The organism is Embleya australiensis, from assembly GCF_051903075.1.
GTDB lineage: Bacteria > Actinomycetota > Actinomycetes > Streptomycetales > Streptomycetaceae > Embleya.
Genome location: NZ_CP182422.1, coordinates 6,280,884 through 6,297,225 on the forward strand (window position 1 = coordinate 6,280,884; position 16,342 = coordinate 6,297,225).

Consider the following 16,342-nt stretch of genomic DNA (forward strand, 5'->3'; position numbering starts at 1 on the left):
GTTCAGCCTTTCGGAGTCGGTTCGGCCGCCAGGGCGGGATCGCCGGCGGTCGGAACGAGATCGGGGAGGTCGGGTGCGCGCAGGGAGACCAGATCCTCGGGGGTCACCTCGGCGATGGCGGAGATGCGTCGGGCATGCCGCTCGGTCATCTCCTGGAAGGCCTGCCGCGCGGAACGCCCGTTGCCGAAGCGCCGGTCGCGCGGGACCGAGTCGAAGTAGGCCAACAGGCCCGCGCGTGCCGGTTCGTCGAGGGTGTACTCGTAGGCCGCGGCCTGGTGTTCGACGATGCGCACCAGATCCGCCGACGCGTAGTCCTCGAACACCACGGTGCGGTTGAACCGCGAGTCCAGTCCGGGATTGGAGTCGATGAAACGATGCATCTCGTCCGGGTAGCCGGCGACGATCACCACGATGTCGTCGCGGTGATCCTCCATCAGCTTGACCAGTGTCGCGATCGCCTCCTGCCCGAAGTCGCTGCCGCCCGCCGACGTCAACGAGTACGCCTCGTCGATGAACAACACGCCGCCCAGCGCCTTGCGGAAGATCGCCGTCGTGCGTGGTGCGGTGTGCCCGACGTACTCGCCGACCAGCGCACCGCGATCGGCCTCCACCAGGTGACCGCGCGAGAGCATGCCGAGCGCGGCCAGGATCCGCCCGTACAAACGTGCCACGGTGGTCTTGCCGGTACCCGGATTGCCGGCGAACACCAGGTGTCGACTCAGCGGCGGCGGGGTCAGCCCGGCCTCCTCGCGGCGGCGGACCAGCTGCATCAACTGCACCAGCGTGGCCACATCGTGCTTGACCCGGGCCAGCCCGACCAATTCGTGCAATTCGGCGAGCAGCGTGTCCAGATCCGCCGGCGCCTCGGCCGTGTCGTTCGCCGCGCCGGAGCCCTCGGCGTGGCCGTTCGGGCCCGCCGCCGGCGCTGTGCCCCGGCCCGACACCAGGACCTCGGCGACCCCGTGGGCCACGCAGTCCGCGAACACCGCCGAGGTCTGCTCCGGATCCTCGATGGTCGCGTCGCCCGGGCAGTCGCGGAACGTGCACGCGCGCAGCACGGGTGCCGCGCCGGCGGCCACGTAGACCGCCGGATAGGCCGAGCCGCCCAGCACGCAGTCGGTGAACTCGCCGCCGGCGCCGCCCTTGAGGTACACGCCGTTCTTGCCCGCACCGGTCAGCGCGCCGGCCCGGACCACGGGCGCCGCGTCCGTCCACACCACCATCGCCGAACCCGCGCTGTCCGTGACCGCGCAGTCCTCCAGAACGGGCGCCGCGCGTTCGTGCACGACCACCCCGGCGGTGCCGGCGCGCGCGACCCGGACCCGGCGCAGCGTCGGCCGGGCGTCCGGTCCCACCTCGATCCCGGCCCGCCCGGTGGCGGCGAACGTGGCGTCCTCGACCTCCGCGTCGATCCCCTCGTCCACGTGCAGCCCGATCCCGCAGCGGTGCGCCGCGCACGCGTGCAGCCGAGCGGTGCCGGTGCCGCCGAGGTGGATCCCGGTCATCTCGGCGGCGCGCACCAGCAGGCCGGTCGCGGTCACGCCCGCCGCGCCCGCGACGCACAGGCCGTGCTCGGGGGTCGGTCCGAGCACGACGGCGGCCAGTTCGCCGTGCGCGTGCTCGTCCAGGTGTACGGCGGTGAACGCGGTGTCGGCGATCACGACGCCGTCCAGGCCGACCCGGGCCGACCCGCGGGCGAAGACGCCGTTGGCGCCGGTGGCCCGGATCAGGCCGCCGACCAGGTCGAGGCGGGACTCCTCGTCGGCGACCGCGCCGCTGAGCGCGGCACCGACGATCTGGCAGTCCAGCACGTTCGCCGAGGCCTGCCCGATCGCGGCCACCCCGGAGGCCCCGGCGCGCTCGACCGCACTGCCTCGCATGGTCAACTTCGCGACGCAGCGCACCAGTACGGCGTCCTCGCCGCTGTCGGTGCACCGGCAGGCGTCCAGGTGGGCCGTCGCCTCGTTCTCCACCAGCACGGCGTTGTGCGTGCAGCGCACGAAGGCGCAGCCGCGCACCTGCACGCTCGCGGTGTCCCGCACGTTCAGGCCGACGCCGGCCTCGGTGACCACCGAATCGGCGAGGGTCACCGTGGCCGACCCGGTCAGGAGCACACCCGCGCCGTCCACCGCGCAGATCCGACACCCCGTCATGGACAGGCGCGCGTCGTCGGCCACGGCCACCCCGGCCACCCCGGCGGCCGATATTCGGCAGTCGTTCAGCCGGACCCGGGCGGTGTCGGCGATCTCCACCCGGCCGCCCAGCACGCGGCAGTCGTCGAAGGCGACCTCGGCGCCGCCGGTGACCCGCACGGCCGGGGCGGCGGCGTCGGCGGCGATCAGGACCACCCCCTCGACCCGGACGCCGACCCCGCCGCGGACGGTCAGCGCGACGTCGTGAGCACCCGTCAGGCGCACGCTGCCGGGCCCCTGTTCGGCGACCAGGACCACACCGCGATCGAGCACGACATGCTCGCGGTACTCGCCGGGGGCGACCAGGACGCGGGCGCCGTCGGGCGCGGCACCGATCAGTTCCGCGATGGTGCGACCGGTGGTGACGGGTCGACCACCACGCTGGGGGCGGTCGCCGCGGGGGCCGCGATTGCCGCGGTTGCCGAACACACTCACGGCTTTTGTCCGTTCTCGGGCGTGGGCGGGTAGAGATACTTCTCGTTCAGCCCGAGCGCCTTCTGGAAGAGCTTGTTGAGCTGGGCGTCGATCAACTTCTCACCGAACTTGATGCCGAGGTCCAGGATCCCGGACTTGCGCCAGAACCGCCCCGCCGCATAGGCGTCGTAGGCGAACTTGAACGCCCCCGGCCCGAACGCCGAACCGGCCAGCGAGCCGAGCGCCGCGACCCCGCCGAACTTCAGCGCGTCCAGGCCGTAGTGCTTGACGCCGTTCTTGTCGCCGAACACCGCGGCGTTGATCGACCCGTTGACGAACGCGACGATCGGGTTGACCGCAAGTCCCAGGCTGTACTTGTACATCCCCGAGCGCCAGCGCAACGCGGTGTCGAAGTTGGACCAGTCGGTCTTCCAGTTGTCGCCGAAGTAGGGGTTCGTGTTGAACGGCTTGCCGAAGTCGTTGGCGGTGAGCCCGTCCTTGAACTGCTTGGGGGAGAACGACCCGGGCTTCAGCTTGAGTTCGTGGAAGCGGGCCATGAGTCCGGCGAACGACGCGGAGACCGCCGAGTTGAGGAAGATCTTCCCCCAGTCGGTACCGGAGATGCTCCCGTCGTTGATCCACTCGGTGATCATGCCGGCCAGCACGGAGAAGCCGAAGTCCTGCATGAACTCCATGCCGACCTTGGTCCATACCTTCTGCTCGAAGGTCCACTCCGTCGAGCCGGTGACCCGGTCGTACGCACCCCAGTGCCGCCGGTTGGTATCCGCCAGGGCACGGTTGTAGCCGCGGAAGTCGTTCAGCGCGCCGGGATGGTCCACCCCGCGCCCGACCAGTTTGAACCGCGAGTCGACGCCCTTGGCCAGGGCCTTGTCGGGATGCAGCTTGGACTCGATCCGGTTGACCAGGCTCGGGTCCGCGGCCTGCGTCTTCTCGAAGATCCGGGTGGACAGGCCCTGGTGGACCACGAGGTTGCCGTCGACGTCGTAGATGCGCTGCTGGAGGTAGGCGATGTCCTTCTCCAGGTAGCCGACCGGCTGCCCACCGTGCATGATCGGCTCGTACGAGCGGATCCTGGTGCCGTTGCGCACGTCGTCCCAGTGCCGCGGATCGGCCCCGCCGTCGGCGACGTGATACTCGCGGATCGCGTCGCCGCGCCCCTCGCGCAGGGTGTGCACGTTGCCGTCGGCGTCGGTGAACTCGTCGTGCCACCCCTTCGCGCCGGCGTCCACGTGCCGCACGTCGCCGACACCGGGGGCCGCCTCGACGGCGCCGTCCCGGCCCTTGACCGTGGTCCGGTAGTTGCCGGCGCCGTCTCGCTCGATGATCGCGGTGCGGCCGTCGGCCAGCGACTTGCGCTCGTAGACCAGTACGTCCCGCCCGTCGATCCGGGCGAAGTCCTTGAACGCGTCGTCGAATCCCTCACCCCACATCTGCGCGCCGGCGCGATTGGTGGTGCGGGTACCGGTGGTCGGCCCCTCGAAGGGTGGGTGGCCGGGGCCGGCCTGTTTGGTCCAGGTGAACTCGCCGTCCGGCCCCTTGCGCATGTGGGCCTCGAGGAAGCCGCCGGGGATCTCGTCCCGGCGCGCGACCAGTTGGCCGAAGCGGTTGCGATCCACCCAGGCGCCCGCGTCGCCCGCGGTGCCCGGATACTCGCGCACCGTGCCCTTGGCGTCGATGGTCTTGCGGACCTCGATCGTGCGGGCCTCGTCGGCGTAGTCGATCCATCCCCGGTTGTCGTCGAAGACCCGCGGCCCGGTGCCGGTGCCGCCCACCTCCCGCCAGGTGCCGCTGCGCCCCGGGACATCCGCAGTGAACTCGATCTTGCGCCCGTCTGCCAGGACCCGACTCTCCCGCACCAACTCGCGGTTCGCGGTGAAGTCCTGCCAGGCGCCGTCCAGACGCTGCGCGCGCAGCGTGCGGGCGGTGGTCTCCGCGCCGCTCTTCTCCGAGACGGTCCAATACCGGTACAGCCGACTGTCGCCGGTGACCGGGTTGCCGGGGAAGTCCACGTGCCCGGGGAAGAACGGGGTGTTGAAACGTTGTTGCCAGATCCGCCGGACCTTCAGCTCGGTCTCGCCGAACTTCGAGAAGGTCGCCGCCTCCTCGTTCACGTAGTTGCGCTCGATGGAGTACTTGAACTGGTCCGCCGGTTGCGCGTTCGCGTCGAACGTGAACTGCCGGGTGCCTCGGGCCTTGTCGGGCGCGGAGAAGAACTTGTCGCCCTTCATGCTGCCGCGCATGGGCGCGAACCGCTCGAAGGCGACGAGGGGGCGGTCGGCGTCGACGAGCCGGTGGAACCTGCCGTCGGGTAGCCGGATTTCGGTGACCCGGGCCCGGAAGCCCAGGTTCGGGTCCACCCGGTATTCCAGCCGTCCCTTGGCCTGAAGCGCGCCGTCGGCGTCCCACTTTTGCCACCGCCAGTCCCGTAGGCCGCCCTTCTCGGCGACGAAGCGGCCGCCGTCGAGCTGCGGGAAGATGTCCCGGACCTTGCCGCCGAACAGGTGCCGGGCATTGAGATCGAAGACGCCGTCGATCACGTCGTACGCGGTGGTGTCCCAGCGCACGTATCGCCGGCCGGTGGCGATCGTGCGACCCTCGCCGGTCTTCTCCACCCACCGCCACTTGCCCGCGTGGTCGCGCATCGCCTCGATCCAGTGGCCGTCGACGATCGACGGGTCGCGGGTGTACACGATGGTGCCGTTGCCGTCGGTGAGCGTGCGAATGCCCTTGTACTCGCCGTTCGGCCCGGCGGGCCACTGCTCGACGGTGCCCTTGCGGAAGGGCATGTGCTCCCAGCCGAGGTTGTGGCCGAGCGGGGCGTTCGGGGGACGTACGTCCTGCCAGGTGCCGTTCGTGTGATCGATCCGCCGAACGACTCCGGGGATGGGGCCGTTCACCGGGTATTCGAGCAGCCTATGGTTCGCCAGGTCGGCGCCGTCCCACTTCTCCCAGGTGTCACGGAGCCGATCGGTGACCCGGAAGTGGTTGGTCTCGCCGACCCGCTCCCCGACGTGCGTGACCTTCCCGCCGTGGACGGCGCCGTTTCGGTCGATCCGGTAGGAATCGTTCGCCCATACCTCGAAGTTGCGGTTGCCGGCCGTGGGCGGACCCTCGAAGACCTGGTATCGCCGGTCGGTCAGCCGGCGAGCGTCCCTGAACACCTCGGGCGCCGCGTCGTCCGCGCCGCGCGGGCCCCAGATCTGGAAGTGGTCGTCGCCGTCGTTGGTGACTCGGAAACGCTCCGTGGCCCGAATGCGGGTCCCGGTCCGGAGCGGGGCGTTGTCCGCGCCCCAGACCCGGAAGTCGTCCAGCCGGCCGTGTACGGCCCCTTCGTACACCTGCCAGGTGCCGTCGCCCAGCGCGTACCCGTGCTGCGTGGCCGGCGGCCGGACACCGTTCGCGCCTGCCGGCCCATGGATCCGGAACCGCTCGGCGCTCCCGCGCGGCCCCTCGAACACCTGGAAACGATCCCCACCGAGCGCGTACCCGTCCTCGCGCACCGGGTGTACGCCGGTGTCGGGGTGGCGCGGTCCCCAGGTCTGGAAGTGCTCGTCGCCGACGTTGGTGACGTGGAAGTCGTCGGTGGCCGCGCGGTATTGGGCGTGCTTGAGGATGGTGCCGTTGGTGTCGGACCAGATCTCGAAGCTCTGCCCGGGGGTGGAGTGGGGGCCGGCATGGACGTGGTACGTGCCGTCGGGTTGGGCACGGGCGTCCCGGAGGAGGGGGTGGGCGCCGGTGTCGGGGTCGCGGGGTCCCCAGATCTGGAAGTGGTCGTCGCCGGTGTTGGTGACGTGGAAGTCGCCGGTGCCGGAGCGGAATTCGGCATGGCCCAGCAGTGTGTCGTCGGCGGCGGAGCGGATCTCGAAGTCGCGTCCGGGGTCGGTCGGGGGCCCGTCGTAGACGTGATGCGTGCCGTTGCCCGGCACGTGCACGTCGCGTAGGACCGGGTGGGCGCCGTCGGCGCCGCGCGGTCCCAGGATCCGGAAGTCGCCTGCCGGGCGGTTCGCCAGGTTCTCGACCCGCCAGGTGCCGTCCGGCAGGCGGTGCGCCTCGCCCAGGACCGGATGGAGGCCGGTGTTCGGGTCGCGGGGTCCCCAGATGGCGAAGTCGTCGCTGCTGCCGCGAGGGCCCTCGTGGACGTGGAACGTGCCGTCCGGTCCCGGGTACCCGGTCCTGAGCACCTGCTCGTCCGCGTGCGCCCAGATCTCGAAGCCGTTGCGGTCGCCCGGCGCGCCGTCGGTGACCCGGAAGGTCCCGTCGTTCAGCCGCCGTGCGTCGGCGAGCAGCGGATGGGCGCCGTCGGCGCCGCGAGGCCCCCAGATTCGGAAGTCGCCGTGATCCGTGGTGACCGTGAAATTGGGTCCCCCGCCGCGAAGCTCGCCGGTGGCCAGGCGCGTGCCGCCGGTGTCCGCCCAGATCTCGAAGGGGCTGTCGGCCCCGAATCTCCCGTGGAACACCTGGTAGGTGCCGTCGGGCAGGAGATGGCCGTCGTGCAGCAGCGGCCGTGTCCCGCCCGGGCCCATCGGACCCAGCACCTCGAAGTGGTCGATCGTGTCGCCGGTGCGGAACATGTGCACGACGGAATCGTCGTGTCCGACGGCGCCGCCGCCCTGCGGCCACGAATCGGGCACCCGTATCCGCGCGTCGAGCGCGTAATCCACCGGCGGCATCCCACCGGGCAACCTGCGCAGTTTCGACATCGCCTCGGCGACGGCGGGGGCCGCGTGCAGAGGATCCACGCCCCACGCCTTCAACGCCGTGGTGGCGTCGTCCAGGGCCAGACGGGCGTTGGCCCGCTCCGCGGTGGCGACCATCAGTTGGGCCCGCACCGTGCCGGAACTGGTGTCGCCGGTGAGCAGTCGGGTCCGCAGCCCCTGCTCGGTGGTCGCGGCCTGGTCGAACGCCTGCTTGGCCCGGGAGTAGTCGTGCCATGCCTCGAACCGCGAACCGGGCAACCCCTGCGTGGACTTGTCGCCCGGTCCCGGTCCGGTCGCCACGTCGTCCAGGGCCTTGGTGACGACCGTGCGCTGCTCCGCGCCGAAGTTCGCCAGTGCGTTCGGCGGCAGCGGTTCGCGGCCGGGCACGACCGGCGGCGGAGGCGGGGTGGTCGGTGTGGCCGGCGGCGGGGGAGTGTGGCCGACCGGCGGCGGGTCGGCCCGCATCGGGATCTTCTCGCCGACCAGCGCCGACACCGTGTCGATTGCCTTCTGCCCACCCGCCAGGTCCGGCCGCAGGGCGCCGGCGGAGTTGCCGCCGGCGAGGTCGACCGGGGTGAACCGGGCGGACGCGGCCGGGAGTTGATCCCCGGTGCGGGATCCGCCGGCGAGCAGGTTGAGCGCGTTGTCCTGGTGCAGAGCGGACACACCCGGCCCGATCGGCGTGGCCGGCGGCACGGAAGGGGGCGGCGGCGGGGTCGAGCCGCCCTTGCCCGCGCCCGGCGCGAGCAGGTCGAAGACGTCGACCTTGACCGCACCCGCGCCGACTCCGGCCCCCGCGTTCGGCGTGTGTACCGAACCCGGCGTCTGCACGGAGTTCGGCGCGTGCACCGACGTCGGTGCGCCCGGCGCGTGTACCGCGTTCGGCAGGGTCGGCGCCGGCACCGCGTTCGCGACCGTGACCTTGTTGGTGAGCGCGTCGGTGTGCGTCGCGACGAACCGGTCCATGCCGGACGTGGTCAGCGTGGTGTCGCCGTGGGTCAGCCGGCGGATCTCCGGCAGCGGCGTCATCCGCACCTCCTCGCCGACACCGATCGCGCTCTTCGCGAACGACTGGGTGCTCTCCACGGCGCCGCCGAGCGTGTGCGGCGACAGGGCGCCCACGTCCAGGCCGTGCAGTGCGGACGTCCCGCCCACGGCCTGGTTCAGCACGTCGTGCAGCGAGTTCCACTGGAGTTGCGGCGTGACGCCGTGCCCGATCGTGGTGCCGAGCGTCTGCAGGCCCTCGTGTCCGAGCAGGGTGTTGCCGAAGCTGTACACGCCGAGCCCGTGGTGCGCGGTGTACAGCCCGCTCGCGGCCGGCACGAACACGGCGGTGTCGAACGAGCTGCCGAGCCTGGGCATGTCGTGCAGCCCGAAGCCGGTGAACGGGGACAGGTCCCGGCCCGCGCCGAGCCCCGGCGGCATCGGCAGCTTGTCCAGGGTGTGCCCGCCGATCTTGCCCGCGGTCCCCGCCGCGGCCGGCGGCACGGCCAGCCCGGCCCGAATGAAGTCCTTCTGGCTGCCCAGGACTCCGCGCTCCCAGAAGCCGATCTTCAGCGCCCGCGCCAGCCCCAGCTTGGCGATCTCGTCGCCGGCCACCGGCAGCAGGATGCCGAGCGAACCCCAGCCCTTGAGCTCCGCGAAACCCTTCTTGCCCACCGCCCACGCGGTCTTGCCCACCCACACGATCGCCTTGAACGGCAACACCAGCAACTTGCCGACCAGCACCCCGCCCTTGAACGCGAGCGCGCCGGTGAGCAGGCCCGCGTAGGCGAGCGCGAACCGCCAGCCGGACAGGTTGAATCCCTTGAGGCCGGTGCTCAGTAGCGACAGCAGGTTGCCGGCGCCCTTGAACAGGTTGACCGCGCCCTTGCCCAGACCCACCAGGAGGTTCTTCAGGCCGCTGAGCAGCGCCGGCAGCAGGGCCTTGGTGGAGGGGAACAGCACGCCCAGGATGTTCAGGAACAGTTCGAGCCCGGTGGCCTTGCCGTTGGCGAAGTCCGCGATGGTCTTGCCCAGCACGATCAGGTTGGCGCCGAAGGCGAGCAGTCCCAGCGGCCCGCCGAAGAGCACCCCGAGCACGGTCAGCACGATGGTGAAGATCTTGAAGAAGTCCCAGAACTCCTCGGCCACCGTCTTCGGGCTGGTTTTGAGCGCGGTCGCGGGAGCCAGCGCCTTGCGGGCCTTCTCCACCGCCTCCAGGTACATCGTCCGGGCCGTGGCCATGGTCGACTTCGCCGCCGCCAGGCCCGGGTCGCCCTCGGGCAGCGGGGCCGCCGCGTTCAGCGCCTCCTGGCCCTTCTGCTGGGCCGCGAGCAGTTCCGTCCCGTAGGCGGACAGCGCGGTGCTCGCGATCTGGGTGGCCTGGGCCAGCCTGTCCACGAACAGCTTCAACTGGTCCTTGACGTGCCCGCGCAACTCGGCGGCGGCCTCGCCCATCAGCGGCGCGTTCGCGTCGTCCTGGACCAGCCCGGCGAGTTTGAGCGAGGCGTCGGAGGCCTTCTTGGCCAACGCGGCCAGATACAGCGAGGCGTCCCGGATCGAGTCGGGATCACCCGGCGTCTGATCGACCGTGTACCCCAGCTTTTTCAACGTCGTGGTATCGACATTGCGTGGCATGGGCCCTCCGGGCGGAAGTTCGATCGCGTCGGATGTCGATGCTCTCGTGACGGCGGTGCAGCGCATCGGCGATATCGGGACGGGACGCTGCGGCTCTTTATTCTCCGGCAATCTTGGCCGATGATGAGACACGGCGCCAGTGTTCGGACGCGGTGCGGGACCGAACCCGACGCCGATCTGTCGAATGGAGTTCGCTTTGCCCGATATTTCCCTCGATTACACCGAGCTTCGCAAAATGGCGAGCGCGCTGACGCTGCTCGCCAATACGTTCAAGGAGGACGCGGCGAAGTTCCGTACCCATGGCAGCCAGGTGCCCGGCCAATACGGTACTATCCCGGCCGCGGACATCGGCGGCGTGGCCGCGCCGCTCGGTTCCTTCTATACCGCGTGGTCCGCACCCATGGGCAAGGCGGTCGACGGATTGGGCGCGCTGTCGAAACTCCTCGGTTATGTCGCGGACGGCGCGGAAGCGTGGGACGACGGCGTCGCGGCACAATTCGCGGCAACGCCGGGGGGAAATCCGCTGGACCGATGGATCCAGCAGAAGAAAGCCTGGGACGAATGGCTCAAGACCCACCCGGACGGAAAGCCGAAGGAGGGTGAGACGGCGCCGGAGAAACCGAGCGACCAACCGCCCCTGCACTACACGAACACCGACAAGAACGGCGTCACCACCGACGTCACGGTCAAGGTCGACGGCAACTACAACGTGACCGAGCAGACCGTGACCATCACCGATCACGGCACCACCTACACCGAGCACACCACCTACGGCGACAACGGTGCCTACAACACCGTCACCACAGGTCGGGACGGCTCGGTGAGCACCGAGAAGGTCGAGGTGGACGGGGCCGGCCGGGGCACCAAGACGATCACCGACAAAGACGGCACCACGGTCTATACCAACCCGAACATCAAGGCCCCCGAGTCCTCGTGGACCAAGGTCGTCAAGGAGCCCCCGTACCGACCGCCGATCGGTGGCCACGGCCGGGACCCGAGGTAGCCCGACACACGTCCGCACCCGTCCGCGCAGGTTCGCGCGGCATTTTCGAAACATCATCACGGCGCAGTGAGGATTCTCCATGGCGAGCGATTTCAAGATTACCTACGACCAGGTGCACACCGCCCAGCTGGAAATGAAGAAGGTGTCCGACGCGGCGGTCCTGGAGATTCGCCGACTCCAGGGAAAGGTGGACGCGCTGCTGAAGCCCGGATCCGGTCTGTGGCTCAAGCTCAGCAGCGACGAGCTGAACACCAAATACAAGACGCTGAGCGCGGACCTGGAAAAGGCGATCCTCAACATCATCACCTTCTCCCAGCAATTCGACAAGATTGTCGAGGCGGCGCAGAAGCTCGACTCGTCGATGAAGGCGGCGCTGCAGAAGTCCGGCTGACCGAATCCACCACCCCCCGCTCCCGCACCACGAAAAGGATGGGCATGACCACTCCCACCGGCACGGATGTCGATGTCAATATCGCCGAGGTCGAACACGTCGCCACCGACATGGTGACCAGTGCGAAGAGCACACAGGACGCATTGCAGAGTCTGCGGGGCGTCGTGACGGCATTGCTGAACCCCGACGGTGGCCTTTATCTGCGGAAGACCAGCCCGCAGATGACCCAGTCCTATGACGAGTTGACCACTTCACTCGACAAGGCAATGGTTTCGATCAAGCAGTTCAGCGACACCTTCCAGGTCGTGGTGAGCAATTTGCGCAGCCTCGACGGCGAGGACGTCAAGCCGCCGCCCGCGCACACCACCTGACCCGGCCCGCGGTTCCCGCGTGGATCGACCACCGGGAACCGCGCCGCCGCCCTCCCGCGCCCCCCGCCGTCATTCGGCGGCGGGGCGCAGTTGTGTCTCCGGCACCAGCACCGGAGCCAGGAAACCCTTCCGGTCCCGGATCCAGGCATGGCCGATCCGCAGCGGCTGCCGAACCCGCTCGGTGGGCAACCGGGCACCGATCAGATCACCCTCCCCACCGAGCTGCGGCGACAGCAGGATGCCCTGCCGGTTGCGCCGGACATCGCCCAACCACCCGCTGAGCGACTGCAACAACGTCTCGGCCGTCGCCGCGTACGCCAACCCGATGCCCCGGTCGCGGCCGGAACCGATCACATCGCGCAGCGCGTACCCGACCATCGACCCCATCTCCGACAGCAGATCCGCGTCGTCGATCAACACCACCGCAGGCCCCGCCAGTTCCGCCACCGCCGCCGAGGTCCGCGACCCGTCCGAGTCGGCCCCCTCCACCAGCGTCACCAGCGGATGCGCCCGCAACAGACGCAGCGGCGAATCGCGCGGTGTGATCGCCACCACCCGGGTCCCGCTCGCCAGGAGCGACACCGCCATCGTCGCGAGCGTGTTGCTGCGCCCGCTGCCGGGCGGCCCGACCACCGCGAACGTGTGCTGCGCGTCGGCGAAATCCGCGCCGACCGCGCCCACCGCGTCACCGCCGATCCCCAACAGCCCCCACAGCGGGCGGCGTTGCTCCTCGGTCACCGCCTCGTACGCCTCGGCGAAGGTGATCGAGGCGGGCAGCGGCGCCAGGACGAACGGCCGCCGCGCCGGATCCACCCCCGCGTCCCGCTCGCGGGCGTCCGCCGCGATCCGGCGCAGCGCCTCGACCTGCTCGCGCCCGCTCTCACCCGGACCGAGCAGACACACCTGCGCCTCGGTCCACGAACCCGACAGCAGGATGCGCCCCGGCGGCATCGACCCCGGGATGGCGGTCCGCGGCACCCCCGCGCCCGAATACTCGGCCCGATCGGCCAGCCGCAACAGCACCATGTCGTCGTTGACCGAGGACAACCGCCCGTTGATCAACGTGCGTTCCGAGGTCATCACCAGATGGATCCCCGCCGCCGCGCCCTCGCGCAACAACCGCACCACCTCGTTCATCACCCGGCCGTCGTCGTACTCGTACAACGTCGGCGCCAGCGGATCCCACCCGTCGATCAGCAGGAACACATGCGCCGGACATCCCCGCGCGTCGCTCGCCCGCAACTCGGTCAGATTCGCGCACGCCTGCCGGGACAACAGCTCCTGACGGCTGCTCAACTCCTCGCCGAGCCGAGAGATCAACCGGTCGATCCGGCTCAGGTCGTTGCGCGGCACCACCGTGCCGCAGTGCGGCAGATCGGCCAGCGCGGCCAACGCCCCACCGCCGGCGTCGATCGCCTGGATGTGCACCACACCGCACGAGTGCCGCCGGGCCAGCGCCGCCGCCATCGTGCGCAACAACTGGCTGCGCCCGGTGCGCGGCGCGCCCACCACGAACAGGTGGCCGAACGTGCTCGGGTCGAGCAACACCGGCTTGCGCGCCTGGAGATGCGGTACGTCCTCCATCGCCCACGCCACCGGCTCCAGCGCGCCGGGCGGCCGTTCGGCACCGGGCGCGGCCGGCGGCAGATCCGCCGGCAGCACCCGATGCGGCAGCGGGTCCAGCCACGGGCTCGGCGGTTTGACGAAGTCCGGCAGGGCCGCGGCCGCCGCCGAGATCGCGGTGACCAACTCCTTGAGATCGGTGGTCGGTTCGGCGTCCCCCGGCTGTGGTTGTGGCTCGATGTCCACCTCGACGGCGGGCGGACGCGGTCGACCCAGCCGGCTCCAGGACAACACCGAGGTCTGCGGGCGTACCGGCTCCACCGGAGCGGGCAGCGCCCGGATCGCGTCGGGATCGGCCTTGCTGTCCACCCGTTCGGTGCCCGCGTACGCCGTCTGGAACGGGATCACCGTGTGATGCGAGGTCCGGGCCAGCGCCCGACCCGGCGTGGACGAGGAGATCGCCACCGCGTCCTTGGTGTCGATCACGTCCGAACTCTCCCCGGCGTCGGTCACCCGCAACGCGATCCGCAGATTCGTATTGGCCCGGATGTCCGCCGTGATCACCCCGGCCGGACGCTGCGTGGCGAGCACCATGTGGATCCCCAGCGAACGACCGCGCTGGGCGATCCCGACCAGACCCGGGATGAAGTCCGGCACCTCACGCACCAGCGTGGCGAACTCGTCCACGATCAACAGCAGTCGCGGCAGCGCGGGCAACTCCGCGTCCCGCATGCGCTTGCCCCGATACTCCGCGTGGTCCTTCGCCCCCACCATCGCCAACAGCAGCTCACGGCGCGTGAGTTCGGCGCCGAGCGAGGCCATCGCCCGATGCACCAGCTGGGCGTCGAGGTCGGTGACCATGCCGAGCGTGTGCGGGAGTTCGACGCAGTCCTTGAACGCGGAGCCGCCCTTGTAGTCGACCAGCACGAAGGTCAACTCGTCCGGTCGGTTCGCCGCCGCAAGCGCGGCCACGAACGACTGCAACAGCTCCGACTTGCCCGATCCCGTGGTACCCGCGATCAACGCGTGCGGACCGTCGAGGACCAGGTCGAACGAGACCGGGCCGTCGTAGCCCGCGCCCAGGAACGCCCGCGTGGACGCGGGCCGCCGCCGCCAACGCTCGCCGATCGTCGCCGGGTCCGGCGGATCCAATGCCAACAACTCCGGCAACAACACCCGATCGGGCAGCGCGCCCTCGTCCGGCGAGGTCACGTCCCGCACCGGCGCCAACGCCCGCGCGATCGACTCGCACCACGCCGGCGTCGGCAGATCCGGCCGCACATCGGCGACCGTCGGCGTGCCGTGCCGGCGCAACGTCGCGACCGGACCACGCCCCTGCCCCGCGTCGGCCAGGCCGATCACCGCCGTGCACTCCTGCGGCAGGAAACGCTCCTCGGTGTCCACGCAGATCGAGAACACCCGTACCTGCGGGCCCTCCTGCAACACCTGCGTCATGCCCGGGATCTCCCGCAGCCGCCGGGCGCCGTCCACCACCAGCACGATGTCCGGCTCGGCGAACACCGCGTTGCGCAACAACGTCTCGGCGGCGGCCCGGCGCGCCCGTACCACCTGGACCAACTCCGCGACCCGCGCCGCGATCGTCTCCGGATCGCTGCCGAGCAACACCTCGGGCCCACCGGGCACCGTGCCGCGCGCATGCGGCAACCAGGCCAGCCACCCCCACTCCTCGGCCCCCGCCGCCCCGGTGAGCAACCGCACCTGCACATCCCGAGGACTGTGCAGGATCGCCGCCTGCGCGACCAGCCACCCGGCCATCCGCAACGCCGGCCCACCGGGCCCGGCCACGCCGAGTACACCCTGCTGCGGCAGATCCACCGCCGTCGGCACGTCCGGTACCGTCCACGTCGCGCGCCGCTCCAACGACTGCGAATCGGGATCCTCGACCTCGTTCAGCGAGGTGTGCGCCGACGTGCCCACGCGCAACACCAGATGGTCCGGATCGACCCGACGCCGCTCCCACAACCGCTGCCCCGGACCGGTGGCGAACAGACCGGTCGTCGACGGGTCCGGGATCGCGTCAACCCGCCCCTGCCGCTCCACCTCCGTGCTCGCGGCCACCTCGGCCAGCACCTCCGCCTTGCGCACCCGGTAGGCGGCCAGGTCCTTGACGAACTGCTTGCGTCCGCTGCGCCGCGAGGAGATCCAGTTGGCCAGCGCCATGATCGGGCTGAAGATCGCGAAGATCAGGAAGAAGTAGGAGTGGAAGACCTTCACCATGACCAGCCCGAGCAACATCGGCGCGAGCGTGACCAGCATCGGGAACGGCTGCCGGAACGAGCCGCGCGGCCGGGTCGGGATCCGAAACCGGCCGCCCTGGACCGGCTCCACGATCCTCGGCGGCCGGTTGAAGTCGAGGCCCGCGCCGTCGGCCGAGGGCACGATGTCCGCGCCCGCGTCGAACGGCGCGGCGGGGCGCAGCAGTACCGGGCCCACGGTCAGGCCCACGCCGAGGTCCCAGGCGACCTCGTCGACGATCGGCGCCTCCGGGTCCGGCGGCGGCTCGTCGGCGAACTCCTTGTCCTTGGGATCGACCGGCCGCTCGGGCGTGTCCTCCTTGGTCCGGTACACCCGCCCGAGCCGGATCTCGCTCCCGGCCGGCGCGGCGACCCGCACCTTGCCGTTCGGGCCGACCGTGACCCGGATCCCGTGCGTCGGTACGCCGGGTTCATCGATCCGGATCGCGCATTCCGGGGCCGAGCCGATGTCGTAGGTACCCATCGGCAGCGGCCAGATCCGCCCGGCCCCGGGCCCCGCCGCGTGGTGCAGCTCGACGAGCGGCGGATCGGGGCACGGGGGCGGCTCGACGCGTGCCGCCCCGAGCGTGAGTTCGCCGCCCTCGCGAATGCCGCAGGCCGAAAGGGCGTCGTCGGGGTCGAGCACGGTGTCCCCGAGCCGGCAGGGCAACCCGGGCGCGCCCAGGTCATGCGTGTCGGCGAGGTGTTCGAGCAGATCCCGAACGGTGCTCTCGGCCGGCGCGTCGACCAGGATCGACTCCCGCCGCCCCCGCGCGGGCTCGGACACGGTGATGGTCAATCGCATGGGATCGCCTC

General features: G+C 70.7%; 6 protein-coding genes. 3 read left to right on the plus strand and 3 right to left on the minus strand.

The window, feature by feature from the left end:
* Positions 1-2 precede the first annotated feature (2 nt).
* A complete protein-coding gene (locus ACMXN5_RS27040) occupies positions 3-2,627 on the minus strand; it encodes a right-handed parallel beta-helix repeat-containing protein (protein WP_439677411.1) in 2,625 nt (874 codons plus the stop codon).
* Positions 2,624-9,943 (minus strand): hypothetical protein, encoded by a 7,320-nt coding sequence (locus ACMXN5_RS27045; RefSeq protein WP_439677412.1) that lies wholly within the window; start codon positions 9,941-9,943, stop codon positions 2,624-2,626. Before ACMXN5_RS27045 ends, ACMXN5_RS27040 begins: the two co-directional genes overlap by 4 nt.
* A gap of 196 nt (positions 9,944-10,139) precedes the next feature.
* Here ACMXN5_RS27045 and ACMXN5_RS27050 point away from each other — a divergent pair, with 196 nt between their 5' ends.
* The 3 genes from ACMXN5_RS27050 (at position 10,140) to ACMXN5_RS27060 (ending at position 11,708) form a co-directional block, all read left to right on the plus strand.
* Positions 10,140-10,946: a hypothetical protein gene (locus tag ACMXN5_RS27050; RefSeq protein WP_439677413.1), complete on the plus strand. Its 807-nt coding sequence runs from the start codon at positions 10,140-10,142 to the stop codon at positions 10,944-10,946.
* 79 nt (positions 10,947-11,025) lie between these two features.
* Positions 11,026-11,337 (plus strand): hypothetical protein, encoded by a 312-nt coding sequence (locus ACMXN5_RS27055; RefSeq protein ID WP_078974492.1) that lies wholly within the window; start codon positions 11,026-11,028, stop codon positions 11,335-11,337.
* 44 nt (positions 11,338-11,381) lie between these two features.
* Positions 11,382-11,708 (plus strand): hypothetical protein, encoded by a 327-nt coding sequence (locus tag ACMXN5_RS27060; protein WP_395791964.1) that lies wholly within the window; start codon positions 11,382-11,384, stop codon positions 11,706-11,708.
* Positions 11,709-11,777: 69 nt separating this feature from the next.
* On the opposite strand, the gene ACMXN5_RS27065 is transcribed toward ACMXN5_RS27060, so the two are convergent.
* Positions 11,778-16,331: an FtsK/SpoIIIE domain-containing protein gene (locus tag ACMXN5_RS27065; RefSeq protein ID WP_439677414.1), complete on the minus strand. Its 4,554-nt coding sequence runs from the start codon at positions 16,329-16,331 to the stop codon at positions 11,778-11,780.
* Positions 16,332-16,342: the final 11 nt, after the last annotated feature.